We start from the raw sequence: 23,957 nt of genomic DNA on the forward strand, positions 1-23,957 counted from the left end.
AGACGATAGCCCGACGGCGACAGTTAGTCAGGCCTGGGCTGCTAGAACACGCCGTTCCCAGGGAGTGATTTCATCAAAGAAGCTGGTCAACTCCATGGTCTTCGAAGCGATGTAGCCTTCGATGAACTCCTGTCCGAACAGTTCCCTGGCCAATTGGCTACGTTTCAGACGCTCGAGCGCGGCATGCAAGGTACACGGCAACGAAAGATTGTCCGGCACTTCGAATTCGCCCTGAATCGCCGCACTCGGCTCCAGCGCATGCTCGATCCCATGCAAGCCGGCGGCCAGGCTCGCGGCAATCGCCAGATACGGGTTGGCATCGGCGCCAGGCAAACGGTTTTCCACGCGTCGAGCCACCGGCGAACTGGCCGGAATCCGCAGCCCTGCAGCGCGGTTGTCATGGGACCAGCAGGCATTGTTCGGCGACGCATACGGGTGACACAGACGCTGATAGGAGTTTACGTTCGGCGCAAACAGCGCTGTGAAATCAGCCATGCCCGCCTGCTGCCCGCCGATGAAATGGCGGAACATTGCGGTCGGCTGGCCGCTCTCGTCGCTGAACACATTCTTGCCGGTGGCGATCTCGACCAGGCTCTGGTGAATGTGCATCGAACTGCCCGGCGTGTGCGCCAGCGGCTTGGCCATGCACACTACGCTCAGACCATGCTTGAGCGCGACTTCCTTGAGCAGGTGTTTGAACAGGAAGGTCTGATCGGCGAGCAACAGCGGATCACCGTGCAGCAAGTTGATCTCGAACTGGCTGACGCCCATTTCATGCATGAAGGTATCGCGCGGCAGACCGAGGGCGGCCATGCATTTATAGACTTCGCTGAAGAATGGCCGCAGGCCATTGTTGGAACTGACACTGAACGCCGACTGCCCATCCTCGCGACGCCCGTCGAGGCCGACTGGCGGACGGAACGGCTGAGTCGGATCGGTGTTCGGTGCGAAGACGAAGAATTCCAGCTCGGTCGCCACTACCGGCGCCAGACCGCGTGCGGCGTAACGGGCGATGACTTTCTTGAGTTGGCCACGGGTCGACAGGTTGGAGCTTTCGCCGCTCAGTTCGTCGGCATCGCAGATGGCCAGGGCACGTGGCTCGTCGCTCCATGGCAGGGGATGGATCATGCTTGGCTCGGCCACCAGCGCGAGGTCGCCGTCATCGCTGCCGTAAAACCGCGCCGGCGGATAACCGCCCATGATGCATTGCAGCAGCACACCCCGCGCCATCTGCAAACGCCGCCCTTCGAGAAAACCCTCGGCGGTCATCACCTTGCCGCGCGGCACGCCGTTCAAATCCGGCGTGACACATTCAATCTCATCAATGCCGGTCAGTCGCTGCGCGAGTGAACGCTGGCCATCGGTTGTCATGACGCAATCCTTGTTATTGTGCGAGCCGCAAGCGGCGACCCGTACAAAATAGGCTCCGGCTGTTCGGAATATCAAGCAGCGTCAAACAAAAACCCGGGTCACGGCAGATAAAGGCTGAACACCCCGCCACCCAACGGTCCGCCATTGCGAATCTCGGTGTGCCCGACCACGCCATTGCGCTGATGCAACGCAGCAATCCGGTTGGCGAAATACAGGCCCAGGCCGGTGCTGCCGCTGCCGTGATTGATGCCCTGCACGTAATCAGCCTGCCGCTCGAGCATCTCGGCCGGGTAACCGTCGCCGTCATCGTTGATGCTCAACACCAGTTGCCCAGCCTCGTCGCTGACGGTAATCAGCAGCGACTCGCGGGCATAACGAATCGCGTTGTTGATGCAGTTGCCCAATACCGACGCAACCAATTCGCGATCGAAGAAACCCAGCGGGCTCAGCGGATCAACTTCGTAGGTAGCAATGATCCCGCGACTGGCGAACACCTCTTGATGCGCGGCCAGTTGCGCCTCAATGAAATCATCCAGCTCGTGATACGCCGGTTGCAGCGGCAACTGGTTGACGCCGAGCTTGTACAGTCCAAGCAGTTGCACCAGCATGCCGTTGAGGTGGGCGAACTCGAAGTCGATCACACCCTGCTCCGCCCCACCGCGTTGCGCTTCGGGCAAGCGCGCCAGCCACTGGCTGTGGGCTTGCATCAGCATCGCCAGCGAGTTCTTCATGTCGTGAACGGTGGAGGCGATCACCGTGGAGAAATCCAGCGCCTGCTCGTCTTGGTTCATTCGCCAAACGCCTTGCTTTTCAGCTTCTGATAACGCGCATAACGCGCGTCGGTGTCGGGCATCAGGCCGACCATTTTCAGGCAGGCCCGACATTCTTCCAGCTCCGCCGACGGCACACTGGTGTCGGTGCCGTGCAGCAGCGACTGGGCCATGTTCAGCGCGATACTGATGTTCTTCGGTTGCATCTTCAGCGCCTTGCGGAACACCTCGCGGGCCTCCACCAGATTGCCGGTCTTGTACACGCGCACGCCCTGACGGTTGAGGTCGGCGGCGGCGTTGCTCGAACTGAGGATAGTCGGGTCGTCGGTGAGCTTGGCGATGTCTTTCATCACCGCCGGATCGTCACCGTAGATCTCCGCACAGCTCTTGAGCATCGAAGTGCCCGCCTCGGCCTGACCGAGCATCTGCAATTGCTTGGCGACCAGCAGCGCCGCTTCAGGGCTCATGAACTGTTCCATACCGTCGAGGCGCATCAGTGCTTGCTCGGTAAGCTTGTCGGCGGTCTCGGCATCGTTGAGCAGCAGACTGGTGGCCTTCATCAGCCGCGCACGAATCTGCAGGCCGGGGTCAGACGGGTTCTCTTTGGCGACGGCGCTGAGCGTGGTGTTGATCTCCAGCCGCGTGCGCGTGTCGAGCCCGCGCTCACTGCCCTTGCTGATCAGGGCATGGGCCAGACCGAGGTTGCTTTCCGGGTCCTTGAAACGCGACTGCGCGCCCTGCGCCACCGCCTGACGATAGGCCCGGGACGCGGTGTCGAAATCCTCGTTGGCCATCGCCAGTTTGCCGAGCAACGCCTGCCGGCGCACCGCCAGCGGCGACAAACGAATCGCCTCCTCCAGCACCCGCTGCGCGCCTTTGGTATCGCCCTCGGCGACCAGCACATCGGCCATGCCGTCGTACAACGCCGGCATCATCGGGAACACTTTCAGCGCTTTTTCGTAGACATCTTTGGCCTGCGCCACTTGCCCACGCTTGAACAACAACTTGCCCAGCCCGGCAAACGCCCATGGCAACGGCCGATCAGCAATGATGCTGTCGTAGAGGCGTTCAAGGGCTTCGTTCTGGTTCATGTCGCGCAGCGCATCGGCGCGATAACGCAGGCACAGCGGCGAATAACGGATGTCCTGCTTGCACAGCGCAATACAGGCATTGAGCACCTCGACCGGTTTACCGCGATCAAGGGCTTGCAGAATCGGTTTGAGCAACGTCTTGCGCTGCTCCAGACGCTCCAGTCGTTGAGCCAGACCGGAGCGATTGAACGGCTTGGTCAGGTAAGCATCCGGCTCATGCTCCAGCGCACTGAGCACCATCGCCTGACTGGTCTCGGCCGTGACCATGACAAACACCGCTTCATGGCTGATGAGCTTTTCCGACATCAAGTCTTCCAGCACCTGCTGGCCGTTCTTCTTGCCGTCGCCGAGGTGGAAATCCTGCAGGATGAAATCGTAGGACTTCTGCGCACACATCTTCAGCGCCTGCTCGCCGGTATCGGCGGTATCCACATCCTTGACCCCCAGTTCGCGCAGCATCGAGCGTACGGAACTGCGGAAATCCGAGAAATCATCGACGATCAGAAAACTCTTTTGGTGATACGACAGCATCGAGGATTTCCAGGCAATTGAAGTAGGTGAACCGGGGGCGTTTTCACAGGCGCGCTGATGATAGCTGGAGGCCAAATGCTATCAAGCGATTTCGCGCGAGTCTGAGGTCGCCGAAGGAGTTATCGGCAAGGAGTGGGGTTCTCTGAAGTGGAGGGGTTCAAGATTCCTTGTGCAGCGATTACCCTGCGCGCCAAGTCAACTTTTCACTACAGGGTTTATCTCGTGTACATCAAAGGACGTTGCATCGTGTCCGCCTGTGCGCTGCTGTTTTTTCAGCAGGCAATGGCGGGAGGAATGGATTGTGCGAAAGCGGCGAGTGCCGTGGAGAAGGCTGTTTGTGCGGATAGAGGGTTGTATGAGCTGGATGCGCAGATGGGTGCTGCATACAGCAAACTCATGAAGTCAGCGCCAGATAAAACGGCCGAGCTTAAAGGCGCTCAGCGCCTTTGGCTAAAGACCCGCAATCAATGCGTTGAAAATGTCAGTTGCCTTAATCAGCGCTATCGCGAACGGCTCGAATCATTGCAAACGCAATGGATCGATACGCTGGCGTACTTGCCCGACGAGATAGACAGACAGGCGATGGTCGAGCTGCAGCAACGTATCGAGGCGGCGAGCAAGGTTGATCCCGAGTTTGCTCTGGAAAAGACTCTAGGTGCATTCACGGTAAGCCTTGATAAAACTTCGTTTGCCGGTGTTCCCGATGATGATGAGCAAACGCATTTTCCCGAAACGATCCCGAAAGGAGTGAGCCTGGATGAATGGAAGGCATTAAATGCGTCCAACATCACAGGTGCCTCTGAAATGGGTCAAACGACTTACACCCTTACCGATCTGGATGGCGATGGATTGCGCGACCTGATCGTTGAAACCTACTCAGGCGGCACCGGGTTGTTCTGGTACACCGAAACCTGGCGCGGCACAGGAAGCAGGTTCACCAGACGAGGTGCCGAAGCTGCTACCGAACCCAACGCCGAGACCACCCTTTTCTACACCAATGATCGCGGCGCCAACCAAGCGGTCAACTGGATCAAGGTGCATGACAGAATTTACGCCGCCTATCGAGATGGCGCTTACGGTGTTGATAAGGTCTATCTGCTCAACCCCCTGCGGATCAATCATCAGGTCCCCACGATAACGGTGCAGTATGGTTATGAACTGAACGTGCCTCGCACTCAGGCGAATCAGGACAATCCGACAGCCTATGAACTGACCCCCACCGTACAAAAGGCACTCATTCTAGGTTTATCCAAGATAAGAAATACGGAGTCGAAGAACTCGGCCCCCATCTGCCCAATCCCCTCATCAGGCCCGGGGGACGATGACTATTACAGCTACGGCGCAAGTTATTACGCGATTGAACCCGTCGCCGATTTCCCGGTGATCATCGGCGACGACTGCTTTATCGCCAGACTGATCAATTGGTTTGGTAGCTACGATGAAAAAGTCGGGCTGTTTGCGCAACTGGCGTTGCGAAAGCCGGGATCAGAAGAGCAGGCACAAAGCTATACGGTCAACGGGCGCCGCCACATAACTCAAGTAAGCATCTCAATAGGCAAAGCCGAGGGTGGCGCGGCAAACTAGACAGCAGCAATGAAAACGAAAAAGCCCCGCCAGATCATCCTGTGCGGGGCTTTTTTGCGAGCCTTGGCGAGGCTCTGAATGATGGTGTCCCAGGGCAGGTTCGAACTGCCAACCTTCCCCTTAGGAGGGGGATGCTCTATCCAATTGAGCTACTGAGACACTGAGTTGTCGCGGCCGGACTCGGCGCGACGGACGGCGTGCATGTTAACGGCCAGCCCTTGATTTGTCATGTCGTCCGTGGGCTTTTTAAGTGTAGGCAGGCGCCCTGCAAGGTTGCGAGAACATTTACCGTGCAATTTGCACTACCTCAAAAAGCCATCATTGCAGATTGCAACCCTCTCCCTATGAAAAACCCTTGCAAATCCTTGTTTTTAAAGGACTTCACAGCGGTTAGACTGTTGGCACGACGGCTGCTTTGTCTGTTCTCACAACAGCACAAACGGAGTCCGCCCCATGAACAGCACTCTCCTGCTCGCAAACGCTATCGCACTGGCGGTTTTGGTTGGCTTTCATTTTGTTCCAGAGAGTGCTGAACCGGTAGCTCAGCGTATGCCGCATTATTTGCAGGTGCAGAAAGCGCCGCAGTTGGCGGTGCTGAGCGATCAGAGCGACTACGCGGCGCAGGCAGTCAATGAGCCTGAGCAAGCAATGCCGACGCGCGACACCGAACGTCTGGTTTTTTGAAATATCTTCAGGAGTACAGCATGTCCAGATCAGCCGCAGGATTTCTGATCCTCGCCTTATTGAGTGGCGTTGTGCATTTTTCGCTGTTCGAGGAAACCTCAGTCACCCTGCCCCTGATTGGCTGCGGCGTGTTTGCGGTGTTGTTTGTGCTGGCCCTGGTGGCCGGGCGCAGGATCAAGTTTGATCCGGTGCTGCGTTAAGACGGATCAAGCCCAGCAGTTGCTTGACGGCGTCCGCCAGGTCGCCCGAGTTGTCGATCAGATGCACGGGCAAGTCAGTTGCCCTTCTGTCCTTGAACAGCGCATTGCGCGCCAGTCTCGCATCGATCTGCTCAAGCGTCTCCCGCCCTCGTCTGAGCAGGCGTTCACGCAAGACCTCATCCTTGACCGTCAGCAGCACCGGCAGCAGCGTCGGATAGCGCTCAAGCGCCTGACGCAGGTTGGCGCGTGAGCCGTTCACCAGCACAGATCGTCCAGCGCGCAACCATTCGTCGATTTCTGCCGGGATACCATAAGCCAGCCCATTGGCCTGCCAGGACAGCGAGAAATCCCCGGCTTGCTGGCGTCGCTCGAACTCTTCGGGCGTCACGCCGATGGCATCCTCACCCACCGATTCCGCTGATCGGGTAATCACTCTGCGGATGATTTCGCATTTCAACTCACGCAAAGGCTCACGCGCGGCCTCGATCAGGCTGTCCTTGCCTGAACCGGAGGGTCCCATCAGATAAATAAGCCTGCCATCCATCCTGAAAACGCCCTCCAACGGGTGTTTGCCCTAGTAAATCGGCAAATTGCCACTATCCTGTACAGGTAAGGAACAAGGATTGAAAGCCGCATAGCATGCACGTTCTGACGTCTTCGGACATCAACAGATGTGCACCCGGAAGCGGTCATTGATGCGGACCAAGGCAAAGTTTTCAAACCAGTCCGCATTTCTGATAATTGGTGCTGGCATTACGCCTTTACCCAGCTCAATATTTGTCACAGAATTGACGCCAATGATCTGGCAATTTTGAGGCATGATGCGGGCCTCTTAACAATTCAGGTTGAACCATTTGGCGCGGATGCTTGTCCTACCACACATCCTGCGGCCAATCCCGAGAACCGCTCCCCTGAACTAACCGGTTAAATATATGCGCCCATTGAAACAGGCAATTTATTCCAGCCGTACGGCTGACAAGTTCGTCGTACGTCTGCCAGACGGGATGCGTGAACGCATTGCCGAGGTGGCTCGCAATCATCATCGCAGCATGAACTCCGAAATCATTGCGCGCCTTGAGCAGAGTCTTATTCAGGAAGGTGCACTGGGCGAAGAGTTGAGCATGCGCCTGGACAGCCCGGAGCTTTCGCTGCATGAGCGTGAGCTGCTGCAACGCTTCCGTCAGCTGTCGCACCGTCAACAGAACGCACTGGTGTCGCTGATCGCTCACGACGCCGAGATGGCCGCAGACGCGTCCTGAGTTGCGCCGAACATCTCAAGCCAGCTTAAGTGCTGGCTTTTTTTTTACCCGGATTTTAATCACGACAATCCAAGGCAGACTTTGTGGTGAGGGGATTTATCCCCGACGGACTGCGCAGCAGGCCCTCTTCCGGGGTCGCTGCGCAACCCATCGGGGATAAATCCCCTCACTACAGATAACTACACAGGCACAAAAAAGCCCGCCATTTCGGCGGGCTTTTGTATGGCAGCGAATCAGAGCAGGAAGATCGTCGCCAACCCCAGAAAGATGAAGAAGCCACCACTGTCGGTCATGGCCGTGATCATCACACTGGCGCCCATCGCCGGGTCGCGACCCATTTTGGCCAGCGTCATCGGGATCAACACCCCCATCAGCGCCGCGAGCAGCAGGTTGAGAGTCATCGCCGCCGTCATCACCACACCCAGCGACCAACTGCCGTAAAGCAGGTAGGCGACCACACCGATCACCCCACCCCAGACCAGACCATTGATCAACGCCACCGCCAGCTCCTTGCGCATCAGACGCGAGGTGTTGCCGGTGCTGACCTGGTCGAGCGCCATGGCACGCACGATCATGGTGATCGTCTGGTTACCGGAGTTACCGCCGATACCCGCCACGATCGGCATCAGCGCCGCCAGCGCCACCAGCTTCTCGATCGAGCCTTCGAACAGACCGATCACCCGCGACGCGACAAAGGCAGTGATGAGATTGATCGCCAGCCACGCCCAACGGTTGCGCAGGGATTTCCAGACTGAGGCGAAGATGTCTTCCTCTTCGCGCAGACCCGCCATGTTGAGGACTTCGCTTTCGCTCTCCTCACGAATCAGGTCGACCATTTCGTCGATGGTCAGACGGCCGATCAGCTTGCCGTTCTTGTCGACCACCGGGGCCGAGATCAAGTCGTAACGCTCGAACGCCTGAGCCGCGTCATAGGCGTCCTCGTCCGGATGAAAACTCACCGGATCGCTGGCCATGACTTCAGAAACCTGTTTCTCCGGATCGTTGACCAGCAGACGCTTGATCGGCAGCACGCCCTTGAGCACGCCGTCGTAATCGACCACGAACAGTTTGTCGGTGTGGCCCGGCAGCTCTTTGAGCCGACGCAGGTAACGCAGAACCACTTCGAGGCTGACATCCTCGCGGATGGTCACCATCTCGAAGTCCATCAGCGCACCGACCTGCTCCTCGTCATAGGACAGGGCCGAACGCACGCGCTCGCGTTGTTGCTGGTCGAGCGTCTCCATCAGCTCATGGACGACGTCTCGCGGCAGCTCGGAGGCCAGGTCAGCAAGTTCGTCGGCGTCCATGTCCTTGGCCGCAGCCAGGAGCTCGTGATCGTCCATGTCGGCGATCAGCGTTTCACGAACGGAATCGGATACTTCGAGAAGAATGTCGCCGTCGCGATCAGCCTTGACCAGTTGCCAGAGCGTCAGACGGTCGTCCAGCGGCAAGGCTTCAAGGATGTAGGCAACGTCGGCGGAGTGCAGATCATCGAGTTTGCGTTGCAGCTCGACGAGGTTCTGCCGGTGAACCAGGTTCTCGACCCGGTCGTGGTGCGCGCCTTCCTGGCGATGAGTCAGGTCTTCGACGACCTTCTGGCGCTGCAGCAGCTCAACGACCTGAGCCAGGCGATCCTGCAGGCTTTCCTGGGTTTTCTTTACTTCGATTTCGGACATAGGCGAACTCCACTCCCAGCAGCGGGGCACGCCGGAAGGATCAATCAGTCAATTCATGATTGGTGAAACGGGCTACTGAGTAACTACTGGGTAAGTCCATGGAGGTTTTCCATAAGCCCCGGCGGGGCTGACGGGCGCAATGATACACCGCCTGACGGTTTTAAACGTTAAAAAATCGCGGTCGAAACAAGTGCTTGCGCGACAAAGTTGAGCGCTGTCCTGACCCGTGCAGATGCGACGACTCATCTTGAAAAGAAAACACACCGGCGTTGAAAAATGTAGCGACTACCCTTGAGCGTAGACCGTCATGGAGGACGTCGAATGCTATCCAGAACATGCCTTTTTGTGGTCGCCAGCCTGCTCTGCCTGCCACTCGCCGGAGCCGCCACCACCCTTCACCGCTGCGAGGCTGCCGACCGCGGCATCACCTTCACGACCCTGAGCTGTGCGAGCGACGAGCAGCTTTCAGAGCAACAGGTTCACCCTTACTCGCCCGGATCCGTCGTACCGATCATGCCGGAACACAACCATGAGGAAATATCCGGTATGACAATCAGGGGACGTGAACCGGGCATCGTTGGCCGCTTGGCGGACAAATGCGGCAACCTGATCGATGCCAGGCAGCGCCGCGCAGCAATCATCAATCAACGAGTGATTGCCGGCATGAGCCAACAGGATGTCGAGAGCGCGCTCGGCAAACCGGACAAGGTGAATATTCGAACGTCGACGACGAGCTATCGCTATGACCTGAAAAGAGGCCGAAGTGCTCAAGTCGATTTTGACGAGAAGGGATGCGTGAAAGGAAAAGCCAAATCGCAGGCAACAAAAAGCCCGCGTTAAACGCGGGCTTCTTGAATATGGTGCACTCGACAGGATTCGAACCTGTGACCGCTCGGTTCGTAGCCGAGTACTCTATCCAGCTGAGCTACGAGTGCATTTTGTGTTTTTAGACCAGATCACAACTGGTTGAAGCCGAGTTGCCTGTATTGCTACAAACGACTCTTAAATGGTGCACTCGACAGGATTCGAACCTGTGACCGCTCGGTTCGTAGCCGAGTACTCTATCCAGCTGAGCTACGAGTGCATTTGTGTTTTTAAACCAGACCACAACTGGCTGAAGCCGAGTTCTTTATATTGCTATAAACAACTCTTAAATGGTGCACTCGACAGGATTCGAACCTGTGACCGCTCGGTTCGTAGCCGAGTACTCTATCCAGCTGAGCTACGAGTGCATTTGTTGCGCCGCATTATAGCCCGTCTAATCTCTATTCCAACCACTTTTTCTAATAAATTCAAGAACTTACAGAAAAAGCCAGATTACAACGTACTAAGCAAATAATGGCGGAGAACGGGGGATTCGAACCCCCGACACCCTTTTGAGGTGTACTCCCTTAGCAGGGGAGCGCCTTCGGCCACTCGGCCAGCTCTCCGCAACACGGGGCGTATATTAACCACCTTCTTCCCCGTTTGCAAACATAAAAATCGATAAAAATTAATGGCTTGGTTCTTCGTCCTTCTCTTTCTTTATACGCAGGTAAATTTCCTCACGGTGCACGGCAACCTCTTTCGGGGCGTTGACGCCGATGCGCACTTGATTTCCTTTGACGCCGAGCACGGTCACGGTGATTTCGCCATCACCGATAATCAGGCTTTCTGCGCACCGACGAGTCAGAATCAGCATACCTTTCTCCTCACGCATTTCATTTCAGGGACAACAGTCTGCAAAAAAAAGGCACCCGACCTACAACCGGAGCGATCGTAGCCCTACATGCCTGAGTATTGACCAGCGCGAGCAAAAGAACAGTTCAGGGCTCGCGCCATTCAAAAAATAAAGGGCGCGGTCAGACCGCGCCCTTCAGGTGAACGGATTACTCGCCCTGACGGGCCGGCGCGTCCAGTTCGAAAGCCGTGTGCAGGGCGCGCACGGCCAGTTCCAGGTACTTCTCTTCGATCACCACGGAAACCTTGATTTCCGACGTCGAGATCATCTGGATGTTGATGCTTTCCTTGGCCAGGGATTCGAACATGCGGCTGGCCACGCCTGCGTGGGAACGCATGCCGACGCCGACGATCGAGACCTTGGCAATCTTGGTGTCGCCCACCACTTCCCGGGCACCGATCTCGCGAGCGGTGTTTTCCAGCACGGTCTGTGCGGCCTGGTAGTCGTTGCGGTGCACGGTGAAGGTGAAGTCGGTGGTGTTATCGTGCGCAACGTTCTGCACGATCATGTCGACTTCGATGTTCGCGGCACTGATCGGGCCGAGAATCTTGAACGCCACGCCCGGGGTGTCTGGCACGCCACGGATGGTCAGCTTGGCTTCATCGCGGTTGAAAGCGATGCCGGAAATGATCGGCTGTTCCATGGTTTCCTCTTCATCAATAGTAATGAGGGTGCCCGGACCCTCCTTGAAGCTGTGCAGTACGCGCAGCGGAACGTTGTACTTGCCGGCGAATTCCACCGCACGGATCTGCAGCACCTTGGAACCGAGGCTGGCCATTTCCAGCATCTCTTCGAAGGTGATCTTGTCCAGACGCTGAGCGACCGGCACCACACGCGGGTCAGTGGTGTAGACACCATCGACGTCGGTGTAGATCTGGCACTCGTCAGCCTTCAAGGCAGCCGCCAGTGCCACGCCTGTGGTGTCGGAACCGCCACGGCCGAGGGTGGTAATGTTGCCGTGCTCGTCGACGCCCTGGAAACCGGCGACAACCACCACGCGACCTGCTTTCAGATCACCGCGAATCTTCTGGTCATCAATCTGCAAGATACGCGCTTTATTGTGCGCACTGTCCGTCAGGATCCGCACCTGATTACCGGTGTACGACACCGCCGGCACACCGCGCTTGATCAGCGCCATGGCCAACAGGGCAATCGTCACCTGCTCACCGGTGGAAACGATCACGTCCAGTTCACGCGGAACCGGTTGCACGTCGCCACTGATTTGCTTGGCCAGATCGATCAGACGGTTGGTTTCGCCGCTCATTGCAGACAGCACAACCACCAGGTCATCGCCGGCATCGCGGAATTTCTTAACCTTGTCGGCGACCTGCTCGATTCTCTCGACAGTGCCGACCGAGGTGCCTCCAAATTTCTGTACGATCAAAGCCATTTCAAAGCCGCCTCTGCCCATGAAGGGCGCCCAATAATCACTCGAACAGCCGCCGGACCCGCCACTAGACTGCGGGCCCGGCGGGCCGTCTTATAAACCCTGCTCGACGAATGGAACGGTCAGCGCCAGCGCGCCATCCAGTGCGCCGGCGTCAACACCGCCGCCCTGCGCCATGTCCGGACGACCACCGCCCTTCCCGCCCACTGCCGCAGCAGCCTGTTTCATCAAATCACCGGCTTTGAGTTGGCCAGTCAGGTCCTTGGTTACGCCTGCAACCAGTACGACCTTTTCCTCATGGACACTGCCGAGCAGGATCACTGCGCGGCCGAGTTTGTTTTTCAGCTGATCGACCAGCGCCAGCAGCGCCTTGCCATCCTGACCATCCAGACGTGCGGCCAGAACCTTCACGCCCTTGACGTCGACTGCCGAGTTCGACAGATCGTCGCCCGCGGCGCTGGCAGCCTTGGCCTGCAACTGCTCGAGTTGCTTTTCCAGCGCGCGGTTGCGCTCCAGCACGGCCGACAGCTTGTCGATCAGATTGTCGCGGCTGCCCTTGACCAGGTTGGCCGCTTCCTTGAGTTGTTCTTCGGCAGCGTTCAAGTAGGCCAGTGCCGCAGCACCAGTGACTGCCTCGATACGACGCACACCCGATGCCACACCGCCTTCGCTGATGATTTTCAGCAGGCCGATGTCGCCGGTACGGTTGGCGTGGATACCGCCACACAGCTCGACGGAGAAATCGCCGCCCATGCTCAGCACGCGCACGTTGTCGCCGTACTTCTCGCCGAACAGCGCCATCGCGCCTTTCTGCTTGGCGGTTTCGATGTCGGTTTCTTCAGTTTCAACTGCGGAGTTCTTGCGGATCTCGGCGTTGACGATGTCTTCCAGCGCTTTGATCTGCTCCGGCTTGATCGCTTCAAAGTGGCTGAAGTCGAAGCGCAGACGCTGGCTATCCACCAACGAACCCTTCTGCTGAACGTGCTCGCCCAGTACCTGACGCAGCGCAGCGTGCAGCAAGTGGGTGGCCGAGTGATTCAGCGAAGTCGCGTGACGCACCTCGGCATCGACATGGGTTTCCACTGGCGCGCCGATGGTCAGACTGCCGGAATCCAGAACACCGTGGTGCAAGAATGCGCCGCCGGTCTTGGTGGTATCACGGACGTCGAAACGCGCGTTGCCCGCCTGGAGGAAACCGCAGTCGCCAATCTGGCCGCCGGACTCAGCGTAGAACGGCGTCTGGTTCAGCACGATCACCGCCTCTTCGCCTTCACTCAAGACGTCGACCGACTGGCCATCTTTATAGATAGCGACGATTTTTGCCGAACCGCTGGTGTCTTTGTAACCGGTGAACTCGGTGGCCACATCAACCTTGACCAGGGTGTTGTAGTCCAGACCGAACGAGCTGGCGGAACGCGCACGAACACGCTGGGCTTCCATTTCACGCTCGAAGCCGACTTCGTCAACGGTCAGGCCGCGCTCGCGAGCGATGTCAGCCGTCAGGTCCATCGGGAAACCGTAGGTGTCGTAGAGTTTGAACACCACGTCGCCTGGCACCACGGTGCCTTTGAGTTCCAGCAGATCCTGTTCGAGAATCTTCAAGCCGTGCTCCAGGGTCTTGGAGAACTGCTCTTCTTCAGCCTTGAGTACGCGCTCGATGTTGCTCTGCTGCTTCTTCAGTTCCGGGAAGGCTTCGCCCATCTCGGCGACCAGCGCAGTGACGATCTTGTAGAAGAAGCTGCCGGTAGCGCCCAGCTTGTTGCCGTGACGGCAGGCGCGACGAATGATCCGGCGCAGCACGTAGCCGCGGCCTTCGTTGGACGGCAGCACGCCGTCGGCGATCAGGAAACCGCAGGAACGGATGTGGTCGGACACCACTTTCAGCGACGACTGGTCGCCATTCTCGCAGCCGATCGCTTCGGCCGAGGCTTTGAGCAGGTTCTTGAACAGGTCGATGTCGTAGTTGGAATTGACGTGCTGCATCACCGCACTGATCCGCTCCAGGCCCATGCCGGTGTCGACCGACGGCGCTGGCAACGGATGCAACACGCCATCGGCGGTGCGGTTGAACTGCATGAACACGTTGTTCCAGATCTCGATGTAACGGTCGCCGTCTTCTTCCGGCGAACCCGGTGGGCCGCCCCAGATGTGCTCGCCGTGATCGTAGAAAATCTCGGTGCACGGGCCGCACGGGCCGGTATCGCCCATGGTCCAGAAGTTGTCGGAGGCGTAAGGCGCGCCTTTGTTGTCGCCGATGCGGATCATGCGCTCGACCGGCACGCCGATCTGCTTGGTCCAGATGTCATACGCTTCGTCATCGGAGGCGTAGACGGTGACCCAGAGTTTTTCCTTCGGCAGTTTCAGGACGCCGGTCAGGAAGGTCCAGGCGAAGGTAATCGCGTCGTGCTTGAAATAATCACCGAAGCTGAAGTTACCGAGCATTTCGAAGAAGGTGTGGTGACGAGCGGTATAACCGACGTTTTCCAGGTCGCTGTTCTTGCCACCGGCACGCACGCACTTCTGGCTGCTGGTTGCGCGGGTGTACGCGCGCTTTTCCTGGCCCAGGAAGCAGTCCTTGAACTGGTTCATCCCCGCGTTGGTGAACAGCAGGGTTGGGTCGTTGCCCGGAATCAAAGAGCTGGAGGCTACACGGGTGTGGCCTTGTTCTTCGAAGAAGCGAAGGAAGGCTTCACGGATTTCTGCGCTTTTCATTAGGTTCTTCCACGGAGGCTGCGGCCAAAGGCCTGTACGAAACGTCAACAGACGAAACGACGGCAAAGGGCCGCATTATATCGGCCCTTCGCGCGGGGTACAGCGTGTTTATACGATAGTAACGGTCAATTGGACGGCTAACGCTGTCACTTGCGCGAAAACTCGACGAATGTCGCGATCACTTGCTCGATTTGCGAGCGACTGACGTCCATGTGCGTGACCATGCGCAAGCGCGCGGCGGCGCTCAACTTGATCCCGCGTTCGGCGGCAAACACCTTGAGCGCTTCGGCCTGATCGCCCATTTGCACGTAGACCATGTTGGTCTGCACCGGCTCTACGCTGAACCCGGCCTCGCGCAAGCCTTCGGCCAAAAACCGGGCGTTGGCATGGTCATCCGCCAGGCGCTCAACGTGGTGATCCAGCGCATACAGCCCCGCCGCTGCCAGCAACCCGGCCTGACGCATGCCGCCGCCGACCATTTTGCGCAGACGCCGGGCCTTGCCGATCAGTCGCTCAGTGCCGCATAGCACCGAACCCACCGGCGCGCCGAGGCCTTTGGACAGGCACACCGACACCGAATCAAAGTGCTGAGTGATTTCCCGTGCATCGACGCCCAGCTTGACCGCGGCGTTGTAAAGGCGTGCGCCATCGAGGTGCAGTTGCAAGCCTTTATCCTGAGTGAAGCGGCGGGCGCGGGCCAGATACTCCAGCGGTAACACTTTGCCTTGCATGGTGTTTTCCAGCGCCAGCAGCCGGGTACGGGCGAAATGGAAGTCATCCGGCTTGATCGCTGCCGCTACGTGAGCCAGATCCAGCGAACCGTCGGCCTGCACTTCCAGCGGCTGTGGCTGGATCGAAGAGCACCGCCGCGCCACCGCCCTCGTACTTATAGGTGTGCGCCTGCTGGCCGACGACGTATTCGTCGCCACGTTCGCAATGCGCCATCAGGCCCAGCAGATTGCTCATGGTGCCGGTCGGCACGAACAGCGCGGCGGCGAACCCCAGGCGTTTTGCCAGTTCCGCCTCCAGACGATTGACCGTCGGATCTTCGCCGTACACATCGTCACCCGTGGCCGCCGCCGTCATCGCGTCGAGCATGGCAGGAGTCGGTTGGGTGACGGTGTCGCTGCGAAGATCGATAACGCTCATGAACCTGGCCTCTAGTCAGCAGGGGAAATCCCTTTCGAAGGTGAATTACTGCGGTCATGGCGCCGATTAATCAACCCTTGAGTGAGAAAAAGCACATTACTTATTGAAAGGACGCAACCCAATGTGGGAGCGGGCTTGCTCGCGAAAGCGGTGTGTCAACCAATCAATTTGCTGACTGACACACCGCCTTCGTCGGAACGCCGCCCGGAGCAAGCCCGCTCCCACAGGTTCTGTGCACGGCTGGAAAATATGTGATAAAAACGCTGCGCCGCCCGAGAAAGGGCGGCAAAAACGTTCTCAGGGCGGGGTGCAATTCCCCACCGGCGGTAATTGCGCGCAATGCGCATAGCCCGCGAGCGCTTGGCGACGAACACGGCTTTTGCTGTGATCGGCGGCAAGGTCAGCAGACCCGGTGTGATTCCGGGGCCGACGGTCATAGTCCGGATGAAGAGAGAACGGGATTGACACCAAAGGGCCGCCCGCGCGCTTGTGTGCTCGTGCGTACCCTTGAATCCCTTTCAATTCATAACGCCCTGTTTTTCACACAAACAGGAGTCAGAACATGCAACCCACCGCTATCGACAGCAAAAGCAAACACCCTCACGGCGAGCGCGTTGCGTTCATCCAGGCCTGCTGGCACAAGGAAATCGTCGACCAAAGCCGTAAGGGCTTCGTCGCCGAAATGCTGGTTCAGGGTTATCAGGAATCGGACATCGATTTCTTCGAAGTCGGCGGCGCCTTTGAAATGCCCCTGCACGCCAAGCTGCTGGCCAAAACCGGCCGTTATGCCGGCATCGTCGCGGCCGCTCTGGTGGTGGACGGCGGCATCTATCGTCACGAATTCGTTGCCCAGTCAGTGGTCAGCGGCCTGATGCAGGTGCAACTGGAAACCGAAGTGCCGGTGTTCTCGGTGTCCCTGACCCCGCATCACTTCCATGCCGGTGAAGAGCATCAGAAATTCTTCTTCGAGCATTTCGTGCACAAGGGTCAGGAAGCGGCGCGGACTTGCGCGGATACGCTGCAGAAGGTTCGTGCGTTGCGTCGCACAGAGCCGCGTGCAGTCGCCGTCTGATCACGAAACCAAACCTGTAGGAGTGAGCCTGCTCGCGATAGCGGAGTATCAGTCGACCACGATGGCGACTGACACATTGCGATCGCGAGCAGGCTCACTCCTACATTGGATAGGTGTTGAACTCAGGCGAGATGTTCGTCGGTGGCAGGCACGATCAGGATGCCGGCGCGCAAGCCGTTCTTGACCTTCGGATTAGGGAAAATGATCCGCGCGCCCTCCTCCTCGATGACCCAGCGGGTATTGGCCAGATCTTCGGCCAGCACATAACCCACATCCAATTCAGAAAAGTTCTCGATGTCCGCTGGCAGGTTCAGGCGAAACGCATCGCTGTGCTTGATGATTTCCCGGGCGACGCTGAACAACTGCAAACCATCCAGACCCTCTGCAGCCAGATCCGGCTCATTGCCTTCGATGATCTGCTTCAGACGAGTTTCCAGACGTGAAACATCCACCCCTTCGTTCTGCCCGAACGGCCGCGCCTTGCCCAGTTCCAGGGTGAAAGCCTCGGCACCGAGCTTGTCGTAGGTGTAGGAACTGAACACGATCGACGGCTTGTTCTGCAGCAGCACCGCTTCCATCCCGGCGGCGCGCAGACGCGCCAGTTCGCGGCGCGAATGCTGGCGACCTTCCTTCCACGGATACAGCGCGAACTGCTCGATCTTCGAACCACGAATCGCGGTGTGCAGGTCGTAGTGCAGGCGCTGCCGATCCGGCAGGCTGAAGAAGCTCGCCGCCAGCCGTTCCAGCTCGCAGGCGCGGATGGCTTCGGAACCGCTGGTTTGTTCATGCCGGCCGTTGAACAGCCGATTGACGTCCTGCTCGACGAAGCGCTCGCCCTTGCGGATCGCTTCGGGGTTGCCGAACAGGAACAGAATGCGTGCACGCGGCTTCAGATCGCCGCGAGCGATGTCATGCAGCAGCCGATCGAGCAACTCGATCGGCGCTGTTTCATTGCCGTGGATACCTGCCGACAGCAGCAGGTCCAGGCCATTGTCACGCGCTTCGGGTGGCCGGACTTCCAGCGCACCCTCGCTCAACCAGCGCATGCGCACGCCTTCGACAGTCAGTTGAGTCTTCTCCGCCGGTTCGCGGCCGGCGAGGGTCAGTTCAAGCAGTTTGCCGAGGGCGAGCATAGAGCGGTTTCCTTAGTGATCGTGGTTGCAATCCGGGCCGTGCACGTGGTCTTCGTCGTCGCCGACTTCAGCCGGTTCCATTTCCAGTTGCAGACTTACCAGATTAGTTGCCAATGGGCGCAGCAGCAGGTTGGCGTACTCTTCGTCACCTTCCTCGACGTCCACGCCGATCAGCAGTTGGCCACGGCCGTCCTGCTGGATCCACAGCTCTTTGCCTTGCCACATGACCGCGACGCGGGTGCACGAGGTTTGCAGTTGCGTGCCGTCGGTGTCTTCAAGGATCAGCTGCAGGGAATCGCTCATGTTTTTACTCTCTTGGGGAGACAAGCCGCGCGCCGCGTTCAGGCGACGCGCCGGCCATCAATTGATCTGGAATGGATAAACCGCGCCCAGTTTAAGGATTTGCGTCAGTTCATCCAGTGCCGTCCGGCATTCAAGCAGCAACTGCGGGTCCGCCAGATCGGTTTCGCTCAGGCGGTCGCGGTAGTGCTTTTCAACCCATGCGGTCAACGAACCGTACAACGGGGCCGTCATGATAACCCCTGGGTTGACGGCCGCCAGCTCGGTTTCGTTGAGCGCGACGCGCAGTCGCAGGCACGCCGGGCCACCGCCGTTCTGCATGCTCTGCTTGAGGTCGAAGACTTTGACTTCGCGGATCAGCCCGCCGGAGCTGGTCAGACCTTGCAGGTAGTTCCACACGCGCTCGTTGCCACGGCATTCTTCCGGCACGATCAGCAGCATCGAGCCATCCGGACGCGACAGCAGCTGGCTGTTGAACAGGTAGGAGCGCACCGCATCGTCCACAGTGACCGCCGAACGCGGCACGCAGACCGACTGGAACTTGCCGCCGACCTTGGCCAGTTTGCCCTGCAACTCGGCCAGCATCTGCTCGGTGTCGAGGAACGCATCCTCGTGATAGAACAGCACCTCGCCGTTACCCACCGCGATCACGTCGTTGTGGAATACGCCCTGGTCGATCACCGCCGGGTTCTGCTGCGCGTAAACCACGCCTTCGTCACGCAGACCGTGCAGTCGCGCCACCGCTTGCGAGGCTTCCAGAGTCTGGCGCGCCGGGTACTTCTGTGGCGCCGGGTAACGGGTGTCGAACGCACTGCGACCGAACACGAAAAACTCGACACCGGCCTCGCCGTACTCACGGCAGAAACGCGTGTGGTTGGCCGCGCCTTCGTCACCGAACTGCGCAACGGCTGGCAGTGCGGCGTGATGGGCGAAGTGCTGCTGATCGGCGAACATCGCACCGAGCACGCGGCTGGTGGTCGGGTGTTCGATGCTGCGGTGGTATTTGCAGTTGAGGTTGGCGGCGGTGAAATGCACGCGACCGTCAGCGGTGTCGGCACTCGGGCTGACAGTGGCGGCATTGGCCACCCACATGCTCGATGCCGAGCAACTGGCGACCAGCAACGGCATGGCTTCCTTCGCGGCGCGCTCGATCACTTGCGCGTCGGTGCCGCTGAAACCCAGACGGCGCAGAGCGGCCACGTCCGGACGCTCCTGCGGCGCCAGCACGCCTTGCTGAAAGCCCATTTCCATCAGCGCTTTCATTTTCGCCAGACCTTGCAGCGCCGCTTCCTTCGGATTCGAGGATTGCTGGCTGTTGCTCTGGGACGCAACGTTGCCGTAGGACAGACCACCGTAGTTATGGGTCGGCCCCACTAGACCGTCAAAATTGACTTCATAGGATTTCATCAGCGAGGCTCCACGAGAATCTGTTGTTATAGGCTTCAAGTAACAATTCAGTCAGACCGCGTCGCGGCTATCGCGAGCAGGCTCACTCCTACAGGTTTGGCGGTGTTCACACATGCTATGTTCGACACAAATCCTGTAGGAGTGAGCCTGCTCGCGATGGCCGTTACGCCATCTTCACGCCTGGCGTCAGGGCCGCCGGCAACACCAGGCTCGGTGTTTCCAGCGACGCCACCGGGTACGCGCAGTAATCCGCCGCGTAGTAAGCGCTGGCGCGATGGTTGCCCGAAGCCCCGACACCGCCGAACGGCGCGCTGCTCGCGGCACCGGTCAGCTGTTTGTTCCAGTTGACGATACCGGCGCGGCTTTCCAGCCAGAACTGCTGATAACGATCTTCGGAATCCGACAGCAAACCAGCCGCCAAGCCATAAGCGGTGTCGTTGGCCTCAGCGATCGCCGCAGCGAAATCGGCGTAGCGAATCACTTGCAGCAACGGGCCGAACAGTTCTTCGTCTGGACGCTCAGCCACGGCGGTCACATCCAGAATGCCCGGAGTCAGCAACGCCGATTGCGCTTGCGGCTGAGTCATCGCCAGCAGCGACACCGCGCCATTGGCCAGCAGGTGTTGCTGGGCATCCATCAGCGCTTTCGCCGCGCCAAGGGAAATCACCGAGCCCATGAACGGCGCGGGTTGCTGATCGAACGCACCGACCTCGATGGTCGCGCTGACTTCCACCAGACGCTTGAGCAGGCTGTCGCCCCACGCGCCTTGCGGCACCAGCAACCGGCGCGCACACGTGCAGCGCTGACCGGCGGAGATGAACGCCGACTGAATGATCGTGTACACCGCCGCGTCCAGATCAGCCACCTGATCGACCACCAGCGGGTTGTTGCCACCCATTTCCAAAGCAAGAATCTTGTCCGGACGCCCGGCGAACTGCTGATGCAGGTGATTGCCGGTGCGGCTGGAGCCGGTGAAGAACAGACCGTCGATGCCCGGGTTCGCCGCCAGCGCGATGCCGGTTTCGCGAGCACCTTGCAGCAGGTTCAACACACCGGCCGGCAGACCGGCTTCGATCCAGCACTTGACCGTCAGCTCGGCGACTTTCGGCGTCAGTTCGCTTGGCTTGAACAGCACGCTGTTGCCGGCCAGCAGTGCCGGCACAATGTGCCCGTTCGGCAAATGACCCGGGAAGTTGTAAGGGCCGAATACCGCCACTACACCATGTGGCTTGTGGCGCAGTACGGCGGTGGCGTCGCCCAGCGGGCCGCTCTTCTCGCCGGTACGTTCGCGGTAGCTCTGCACCGAGATCGCGATCTTGTTGACCATGCTGGTAACTTCGGTCGCGGCTTCCCACAGGGGCTTGCCGGTTTCCTCACCAATGGTGCGGGCCAGTTCGTCGCTGTGGTTTTTCAGGGCGGCGGCGAAGGCTTCGAGCACGCTGATGCGCTCGTCCAGCGAACGCCGCGCCCAACCCGGAAAGGCCTGACGCGCTGCCTGCACGGCGGACTCGACCTGAGCGGCGGTAGCGCCCTCCCCCGACCACAGCACCTGCTGGGTCACCGGGTTCAGCGACTGAAAGGCTTCGCCCTGACCGGCGAGCCATTCACCTGCGATGTATAGCGAATTCATTATTTCGACTCCCGAGCAGCAGACAACGCCACGGCGCGCACTTGATCGCCGGCGTTGAGTTGAAGACGTTTGGCGGTCAGCGGATCGACCACCAGCGTGCCGGCGGCCAGGCGGGCCGGGGCAGCGGTGATGCGGCAATCTTCGCGCTTGCGGTTATGGATGATGAACGGCGTGGCGTCATCGCCCGGTGTACCGATCGCCAGCACCAGCGCTTCGCTGTCGCGGACTGCGCGGATCTTGCTGGTTTCGCACTCGATGGCCGGGCCGGCGTCGAAGATATCGACGTAACCCTGATAGCTGAAACCTTCGCTCTTGAGCATCGCCAGCGCCGGCTCGGTGTCGGGGTGTACCTGACCGATCACGTTGCGCGCATCCGGCGACAGGAAGCAGGTGTACAGCGGGAATTTCGGCATCAGTTCGGCGATGAACGCCTTGTTGCCAACGCCGGTCAGGTAATCGGCCTGACTGAATTCCATCTTGAAGAAGTGCCGACCGAGGCTCTCCCAGAACGGCGAACGCCCGGCTTCATCGGAGACGCCGCGCATCTCGGCGATGATCTTGTTGCCGAACAGCTCAGGGAACTCGGCGATGAACAGCATGCGCGCTTTGGACAGCATGCGGCCGTTCAGACCGGTGCGGTAATCAGCATGCAGGAACAGCGAGCACAGCTCGGAGTTGCCGGTCAGGTCGTTGGCGAGGAACAGCGTCGGAATCTCGCGATAGATGTTCAGCTCTTGCGAGGCGCTGACGGTCAGGCCGACGCGGAAGTTGTACCACGGCTCACGCAGACCGACCGCGCCGGCGATAGCGGAAATCCCCACCACGCGACCGTTGTCGTCTTCGAGCACGAACAGGTAGTCCGCATCGCCACGGCCGGCTTCGCCGCGAAAGGTCTTCTCGGCCCAGCCGACCCGATGGGTCAGGCGCTCTTCGTTGGCCGGCAAGGTGGTCAGGCCGGTGCCGGTGCTGCGGGCCAGGTCGATCAGCGCGGATAAATCGCTGCTGCGTACGGGACGAACAATCATGCTATCTCCTCAAACGGGCCGCCTTCGCCACCCGTGAAACTCGCTAAGGCGTTAAACCGCCACCAGGCGCACGCTGGCACCTTCACCGACGCCCAGGGCTTCGGCTGCTTCCAGATCCAGGGTCACCGGTTTGCCCGGCGCGTAATCGAGTTCCAGCAGCACCGCGCGGTAATCCTGCAACTGCGCGTTGGCCACCAGATACTGGCGCCCGGCGCCTTTGACCGGCTCGCCGATCTTCACCGGCACTACACGGCTCTGGGCGATCGAACGGATCCCCGAAACACGCGCATGCAGGGTCGGGCCACCGTCGAAAATGTCGATGTAGTGATCGGTCTCGAAGCCTTCGCGCATCAGGATGTCGAAAGTGATCTGCGCACGCGGGTGCACCTGGCCCATCGCTTCTTGAGCGGAATCCGGCAGCAGCGGCACGTAGATCGGGTAATGCGGCATCAGTTCGGCGAGGAACGTGCGGCTCTTCAGGCCACACAGGCGTTCGGCCTCGGCGTAGTTGAGGTCGAAGAAGTTGCGCCCGATCGCGTCCCAGAATGGCGAGTCACCGTTTTCGTCGCTGTAGCCGACGATCTCGGTCACCACCGAATCGGCGAAACGCTCCGGGTGGCTGGCGACGAACAGCAGGCGGCCACGGGAGTTGAGCTCGGCCCACGGCGACCCCACCAGCTCACGCTGCACGTAGAAACTGGTCAGCAAGCTGTTGCCGGTCAGGTCGTGGCATTGCGAGAGCACGTGGATCTTGTTGTGGATCTTCAGCTCGCGGGAGGCGTGGACGAAGGTTTCGTTGCGGAAGCTGTAGAACGGCTCCGAGTAACCGGCCGAGGCAACGATCGCCGAGCAGCCGACCAGTTTGCCGGTGGCGGTGTCTTCGAGAACGAAAAAGTAGCTCTCCTCCCCGTTGAAACTCACTTCGGCAGCGAACGAGGCTTCGCTCGCGGCGATCTTGTCGCTCAGGCGTTCCACGTCATCCGGCAAGGAAGTGACACCAATCGGACTGTCCGCAGCCAGACGCTGTACCTCGCCCAGATCAGCCATTTGCGCAGGGCGCATCACCAGCATGGTGTCACTCCTTTCTCTTATAAAAATTTACTGAAGAAATAGCCGGGCCTTGTAGGAGTGAGCCCTGTGGTGAGGGGATTTATCCCCGATGGGTTGCGCAGCAGCCCCAAGATTTTGGGGGCCGCTTCGCTGCCCATCGGGGATAAATCCCCTCACCACTAAGGCTGACTCCGACAGTTAAATCT

20 protein-coding genes, 5 tRNA genes, 1 pseudogene and 1 riboswitch are annotated in these 23,957 nt (G+C 59.3%); of the genes and pseudogenes, 6 read left to right on the top strand and 20 right to left on the bottom strand.

Features of this window, described 5'->3' with window-relative positions; translation table 11 throughout:
* Nucleotides 1–27: 27 nt before the first annotated feature.
* From KCG87_RS21055 to KCG87_RS21065, 3 genes are all read right to left on the bottom strand, one after another.
* Complete coding sequence (locus KCG87_RS21055; protein WP_209318239.1) at nucleotides 28–1,269, bottom strand: glutamine synthetase family protein; 1,242 nt, start codon at nucleotides 1,267–1,269, stop codon at nucleotides 28–30.
* Nucleotides 1,270–1,469: 200 nt separating this feature from the next.
* The gene (locus KCG87_RS21060) at nucleotides 1,470–2,162 is read right to left on the bottom strand and encodes a HAMP domain-containing sensor histidine kinase (RefSeq protein WP_097085806.1); all 693 of its coding nucleotides are present in this window, start codon (nucleotides 2,160–2,162) and stop codon (nucleotides 1,470–1,472) included.
* Nucleotides 2,159–3,763 (bottom strand): tetratricopeptide repeat-containing response regulator, encoded by a 1,605-nt coding sequence (locus tag KCG87_RS21065; protein ID WP_047295822.1) that lies wholly within the window; start codon nucleotides 3,761–3,763, stop codon nucleotides 2,159–2,161. The genes KCG87_RS21060 and KCG87_RS21065 overlap by 4 nt, the downstream gene beginning before the upstream one ends.
* A gap of 132 nt (nucleotides 3,764–3,895) precedes the next feature.
* Here KCG87_RS21065 and KCG87_RS21070 point away from each other — a divergent pair, with 132 nt between their 5' ends.
* Nucleotides 3,896–5,347, top strand: coding sequence for a lysozyme inhibitor LprI family protein (locus tag KCG87_RS21070; RefSeq protein WP_227698847.1), 1,452 nt, complete (start codon nucleotides 3,896–3,898; stop codon nucleotides 5,345–5,347).
* 82 nt (nucleotides 5,348–5,429) lie between these two features.
* Here KCG87_RS21070 and KCG87_RS21075 read toward each other — a convergent pair.
* Nucleotides 5,430–5,506, bottom strand: a tRNA-Arg gene (locus KCG87_RS21075).
* A gap of 294 nt (nucleotides 5,507–5,800) precedes the next feature.
* Here KCG87_RS21075 and KCG87_RS21080 point away from each other — a divergent pair.
* Both KCG87_RS21080 and KCG87_RS21085 read left to right on the top strand, forming a co-directional pair.
* Nucleotides 5,801–6,031 carry a hypothetical protein gene (locus KCG87_RS21080; protein WP_027612268.1) on the top strand — a complete coding sequence of 77 codons (231 nt, stop codon included), beginning with the start codon at nucleotides 5,801–5,803 and terminating at the stop codon, nucleotides 6,029–6,031.
* A 20-nt stretch (nucleotides 6,032–6,051) separates the two neighbouring features.
* The gene (locus KCG87_RS21085; protein WP_027612267.1) at nucleotides 6,052–6,231 is read left to right on the top strand and encodes a PA3371 family protein; all 180 of its coding nucleotides are present in this window, start codon (nucleotides 6,052–6,054) and stop codon (nucleotides 6,229–6,231) included.
* Here KCG87_RS21085 and phnN read toward each other — a convergent pair.
* Complete coding sequence (phnN, locus tag KCG87_RS21090; RefSeq protein WP_210558872.1) at nucleotides 6,206–6,775, bottom strand: phosphonate metabolism protein/1,5-bisphosphokinase (PRPP-forming) PhnN; 570 nt, start codon at nucleotides 6,773–6,775, stop codon at nucleotides 6,206–6,208. The genes KCG87_RS21085 and phnN overlap by 26 nt on opposite strands.
* 388 nt (nucleotides 6,776–7,163) lie before the next feature.
* Between phnN and KCG87_RS21095 the strand changes: the two genes are divergently transcribed.
* Entirely contained in the window at nucleotides 7,164–7,490 is a 327-nt protein-coding gene (locus KCG87_RS21095; RefSeq protein WP_003178899.1) for an Arc family DNA-binding protein, read from the top strand.
* Between the two features lie 233 nt (nucleotides 7,491–7,723).
* Here the strand turns inward: KCG87_RS21095 and mgtE are convergent, their stop codons facing one another.
* Nucleotides 7,724–9,166, bottom strand: a complete 1,443-nt coding sequence (mgtE, locus tag KCG87_RS21100) for a magnesium transporter (protein WP_027612263.1) — start codon at nucleotides 9,164–9,166, stop codon at nucleotides 7,724–7,726.
* Between the two features lie 321 nt (nucleotides 9,167–9,487).
* Here mgtE and KCG87_RS21105 point away from each other — a divergent pair, with 321 nt between their 5' ends.
* Nucleotides 9,488–10,006: a cell envelope protein SmpA gene (locus KCG87_RS21105; protein ID WP_210558871.1), complete on the top strand. Its 519-nt coding sequence runs from the start codon at nucleotides 9,488–9,490 to the stop codon at nucleotides 10,004–10,006.
* 18 nt (nucleotides 10,007–10,024) lie between these two features.
* Here KCG87_RS21105 and KCG87_RS21110 read toward each other — a convergent pair.
* The 8 genes and pseudogenes from KCG87_RS21110 to ltaE all read right to left on the bottom strand — a co-directional run bounded on the left by KCG87_RS21110 (nucleotide 10,025) and on the right by ltaE (nucleotide 16,134).
* Nucleotides 10,025–10,101 (bottom strand) — tRNA-Arg (locus tag KCG87_RS21110).
* Between the two features lie 72 nt (nucleotides 10,102–10,173).
* Nucleotides 10,174–10,250: transfer RNA gene (locus KCG87_RS21115), tRNA-Arg, on the bottom strand.
* 71 nt (nucleotides 10,251–10,321) lie between these two features.
* Nucleotides 10,322–10,398 (bottom strand) — tRNA-Arg (locus tag KCG87_RS21120).
* A gap of 107 nt (nucleotides 10,399–10,505) precedes the next feature.
* Nucleotides 10,506–10,596: transfer RNA gene (locus KCG87_RS21125), tRNA-Ser, on the bottom strand.
* A 62-nt stretch (nucleotides 10,597–10,658) separates the two neighbouring features.
* Entirely contained in the window at nucleotides 10,659–10,847 is a 189-nt protein-coding gene (csrA, locus tag KCG87_RS21130) for a carbon storage regulator CsrA (RefSeq protein ID WP_002554426.1), read from the bottom strand.
* 187 nt (nucleotides 10,848–11,034) lie between these two features.
* Complete coding sequence (locus tag KCG87_RS21135; RefSeq protein ID WP_025112914.1) at nucleotides 11,035–12,276, bottom strand: aspartate kinase; 1,242 nt, start codon at nucleotides 12,274–12,276, stop codon at nucleotides 11,035–11,037.
* A gap of 90 nt (nucleotides 12,277–12,366) precedes the next feature.
* Nucleotides 12,367–14,985: an alanine--tRNA ligase gene (gene alaS, locus KCG87_RS21140; protein WP_210558870.1), complete on the bottom strand. Its 2,619-nt coding sequence runs from the start codon at nucleotides 14,983–14,985 to the stop codon at nucleotides 12,367–12,369.
* 146 nt (nucleotides 14,986–15,131) lie between these two features.
* Nucleotides 15,132–16,134, bottom strand: a pseudogene (gene ltaE / locus KCG87_RS21145) (low-specificity L-threonine aldolase).
* A gap of 289 nt (nucleotides 16,135–16,423) precedes the next feature.
* A riboswitch (FMN riboswitch) is annotated at nucleotides 16,424–16,595 on the top strand.
* 101 nt (nucleotides 16,596–16,696) lie between these two features.
* Here ltaE and KCG87_RS21150 point away from each other — a divergent pair.
* Complete coding sequence (locus KCG87_RS21150; RefSeq protein ID WP_098965159.1) at nucleotides 16,697–17,206, top strand: 6,7-dimethyl-8-ribityllumazine synthase; 510 nt, start codon at nucleotides 16,697–16,699, stop codon at nucleotides 17,204–17,206.
* A gap of 122 nt (nucleotides 17,207–17,328) precedes the next feature.
* On the opposite strand, the gene astE is transcribed toward KCG87_RS21150, so the two are convergent.
* The 6 genes from astE to aruF all read right to left on the bottom strand — a co-directional run bounded on the left by astE (nucleotide 17,329) and on the right by aruF (nucleotide 23,772).
* Nucleotides 17,329–18,339, bottom strand: a complete 1,011-nt coding sequence (astE, locus tag KCG87_RS21155) for a succinylglutamate desuccinylase (protein ID WP_027612642.1) — start codon at nucleotides 18,337–18,339, stop codon at nucleotides 17,329–17,331.
* Between the two features lie 12 nt (nucleotides 18,340–18,351).
* Nucleotides 18,352–18,642: a topoisomerase II gene (locus KCG87_RS21160; RefSeq protein WP_134787124.1), complete on the bottom strand. Its 291-nt coding sequence runs from the start codon at nucleotides 18,640–18,642 to the stop codon at nucleotides 18,352–18,354.
* Between the two features lie 57 nt (nucleotides 18,643–18,699).
* Nucleotides 18,700–20,046: an N-succinylarginine dihydrolase gene (astB, locus tag KCG87_RS21165; protein WP_115984193.1), complete on the bottom strand. Its 1,347-nt coding sequence runs from the start codon at nucleotides 20,044–20,046 to the stop codon at nucleotides 18,700–18,702.
* A gap of 163 nt (nucleotides 20,047–20,209) precedes the next feature.
* Nucleotides 20,210–21,679 (bottom strand): succinylglutamate-semialdehyde dehydrogenase, encoded by a 1,470-nt coding sequence (gene astD / locus KCG87_RS21170; protein ID WP_171061879.1) that lies wholly within the window; start codon nucleotides 21,677–21,679, stop codon nucleotides 20,210–20,212.
* On the bottom strand, nucleotides 21,676–22,701 hold the full coding sequence (gene astA / locus KCG87_RS21175) for an arginine N-succinyltransferase (protein WP_027612638.1): 1,026 nt from the start codon (nucleotides 22,699–22,701) through the stop codon (nucleotides 21,676–21,678). The genes astD and astA overlap by 4 nt, the downstream gene beginning before the upstream one ends.
* Nucleotides 22,702–22,752: 51 nt before the next feature.
* Nucleotides 22,753–23,772, bottom strand: coding sequence for an arginine/ornithine succinyltransferase subunit alpha (gene aruF / locus KCG87_RS21180; protein ID WP_025112905.1), 1,020 nt, complete (start codon nucleotides 23,770–23,772; stop codon nucleotides 22,753–22,755).
* Nucleotides 23,773–23,957 lie beyond the last annotated feature (185 nt).

The sequence above is a fragment of the Pseudomonas sp. MWU347 genome (genome assembly GCF_017947305.1).
Lineage (GTDB): Bacteria > Pseudomonadota > Gammaproteobacteria > Pseudomonadales > Pseudomonadaceae > Aquipseudomonas > Aquipseudomonas putida_A.

Bases quoted from the DNA above. Each gene is read 5' to 3' on its own strand.
- KCG87_RS21055 (WP_209318239.1), bottom strand. From the start codon at position 1,269: ATGACCGCCGAGGGTTTTCTCGAAGGGCGGCGTTTGCAGATGGCGCGG.
- KCG87_RS21060 (WP_097085806.1), bottom strand. From the start codon at position 2,162: ATGAACCAAGACGAGCAGGCGCTGGATTTCTCCACGGTGATCGCCTCC.
- KCG87_RS21065 (WP_047295822.1), bottom strand. From the start codon at position 3,763: ATGCTGTCGTATCACCAAAAGAGTTTTCTGATCGTCGATGATTTCTCG.
- KCG87_RS21080 (WP_027612268.1), top strand. From the start codon at position 5,801: ATGAACAGCACTCTCCTGCTCGCAAACGCTATCGCACTGGCGGTTTTG.
- KCG87_RS21085 (WP_027612267.1), top strand. From the start codon at position 6,052: ATGTCCAGATCAGCCGCAGGATTTCTGATCCTCGCCTTATTGAGTGGC.
- phnN (WP_210558872.1), bottom strand. From the start codon at position 6,775: ATGGATGGCAGGCTTATTTATCTGATGGGACCCTCCGGTTCAGGCAAG.
- KCG87_RS21095 (WP_003178899.1), top strand. From the start codon at position 7,164: ATGCGCCCATTGAAACAGGCAATTTATTCCAGCCGTACGGCTGACAAG.
- mgtE (WP_027612263.1), bottom strand. From the start codon at position 9,166: ATGTCCGAAATCGAAGTAAAGAAAACCCAGGAAAGCCTGCAGGATCGC.
- KCG87_RS21105 (WP_210558871.1), top strand. From the start codon at position 9,488: ATGCTATCCAGAACATGCCTTTTTGTGGTCGCCAGCCTGCTCTGCCTG.
- csrA (WP_002554426.1), bottom strand. From the start codon at position 10,847: ATGCTGATTCTGACTCGTCGGTGCGCAGAAAGCCTGATTATCGGTGAT.
- KCG87_RS21135 (WP_025112914.1), bottom strand. From the start codon at position 12,276: ATGGCTTTGATCGTACAGAAATTTGGAGGCACCTCGGTCGGCACTGTC.
- alaS (WP_210558870.1), bottom strand. From the start codon at position 14,985: ATGAAAAGCGCAGAAATCCGTGAAGCCTTCCTTCGCTTCTTCGAAGAA.
- KCG87_RS21150 (WP_098965159.1), top strand. From the start codon at position 16,697: ATGCAACCCACCGCTATCGACAGCAAAAGCAAACACCCTCACGGCGAG.
- astE (WP_027612642.1), bottom strand. From the start codon at position 18,339: ATGCTCGCCCTCGGCAAACTGCTTGAACTGACCCTCGCCGGCCGCGAA.
- KCG87_RS21160 (WP_134787124.1), bottom strand. From the start codon at position 18,642: ATGAGCGATTCCCTGCAGCTGATCCTTGAAGACACCGACGGCACGCAA.
- astB (WP_115984193.1), bottom strand. From the start codon at position 20,046: ATGAAATCCTATGAAGTCAATTTTGACGGTCTAGTGGGGCCGACCCAT.
- astA (WP_027612638.1), bottom strand. From the start codon at position 22,701: ATGATTGTTCGTCCCGTACGCAGCAGCGATTTATCCGCGCTGATCGAC.
- aruF (WP_025112905.1), bottom strand. From the start codon at position 23,772: ATGCTGGTGATGCGCCCTGCGCAAATGGCTGATCTGGGCGAGGTACAG.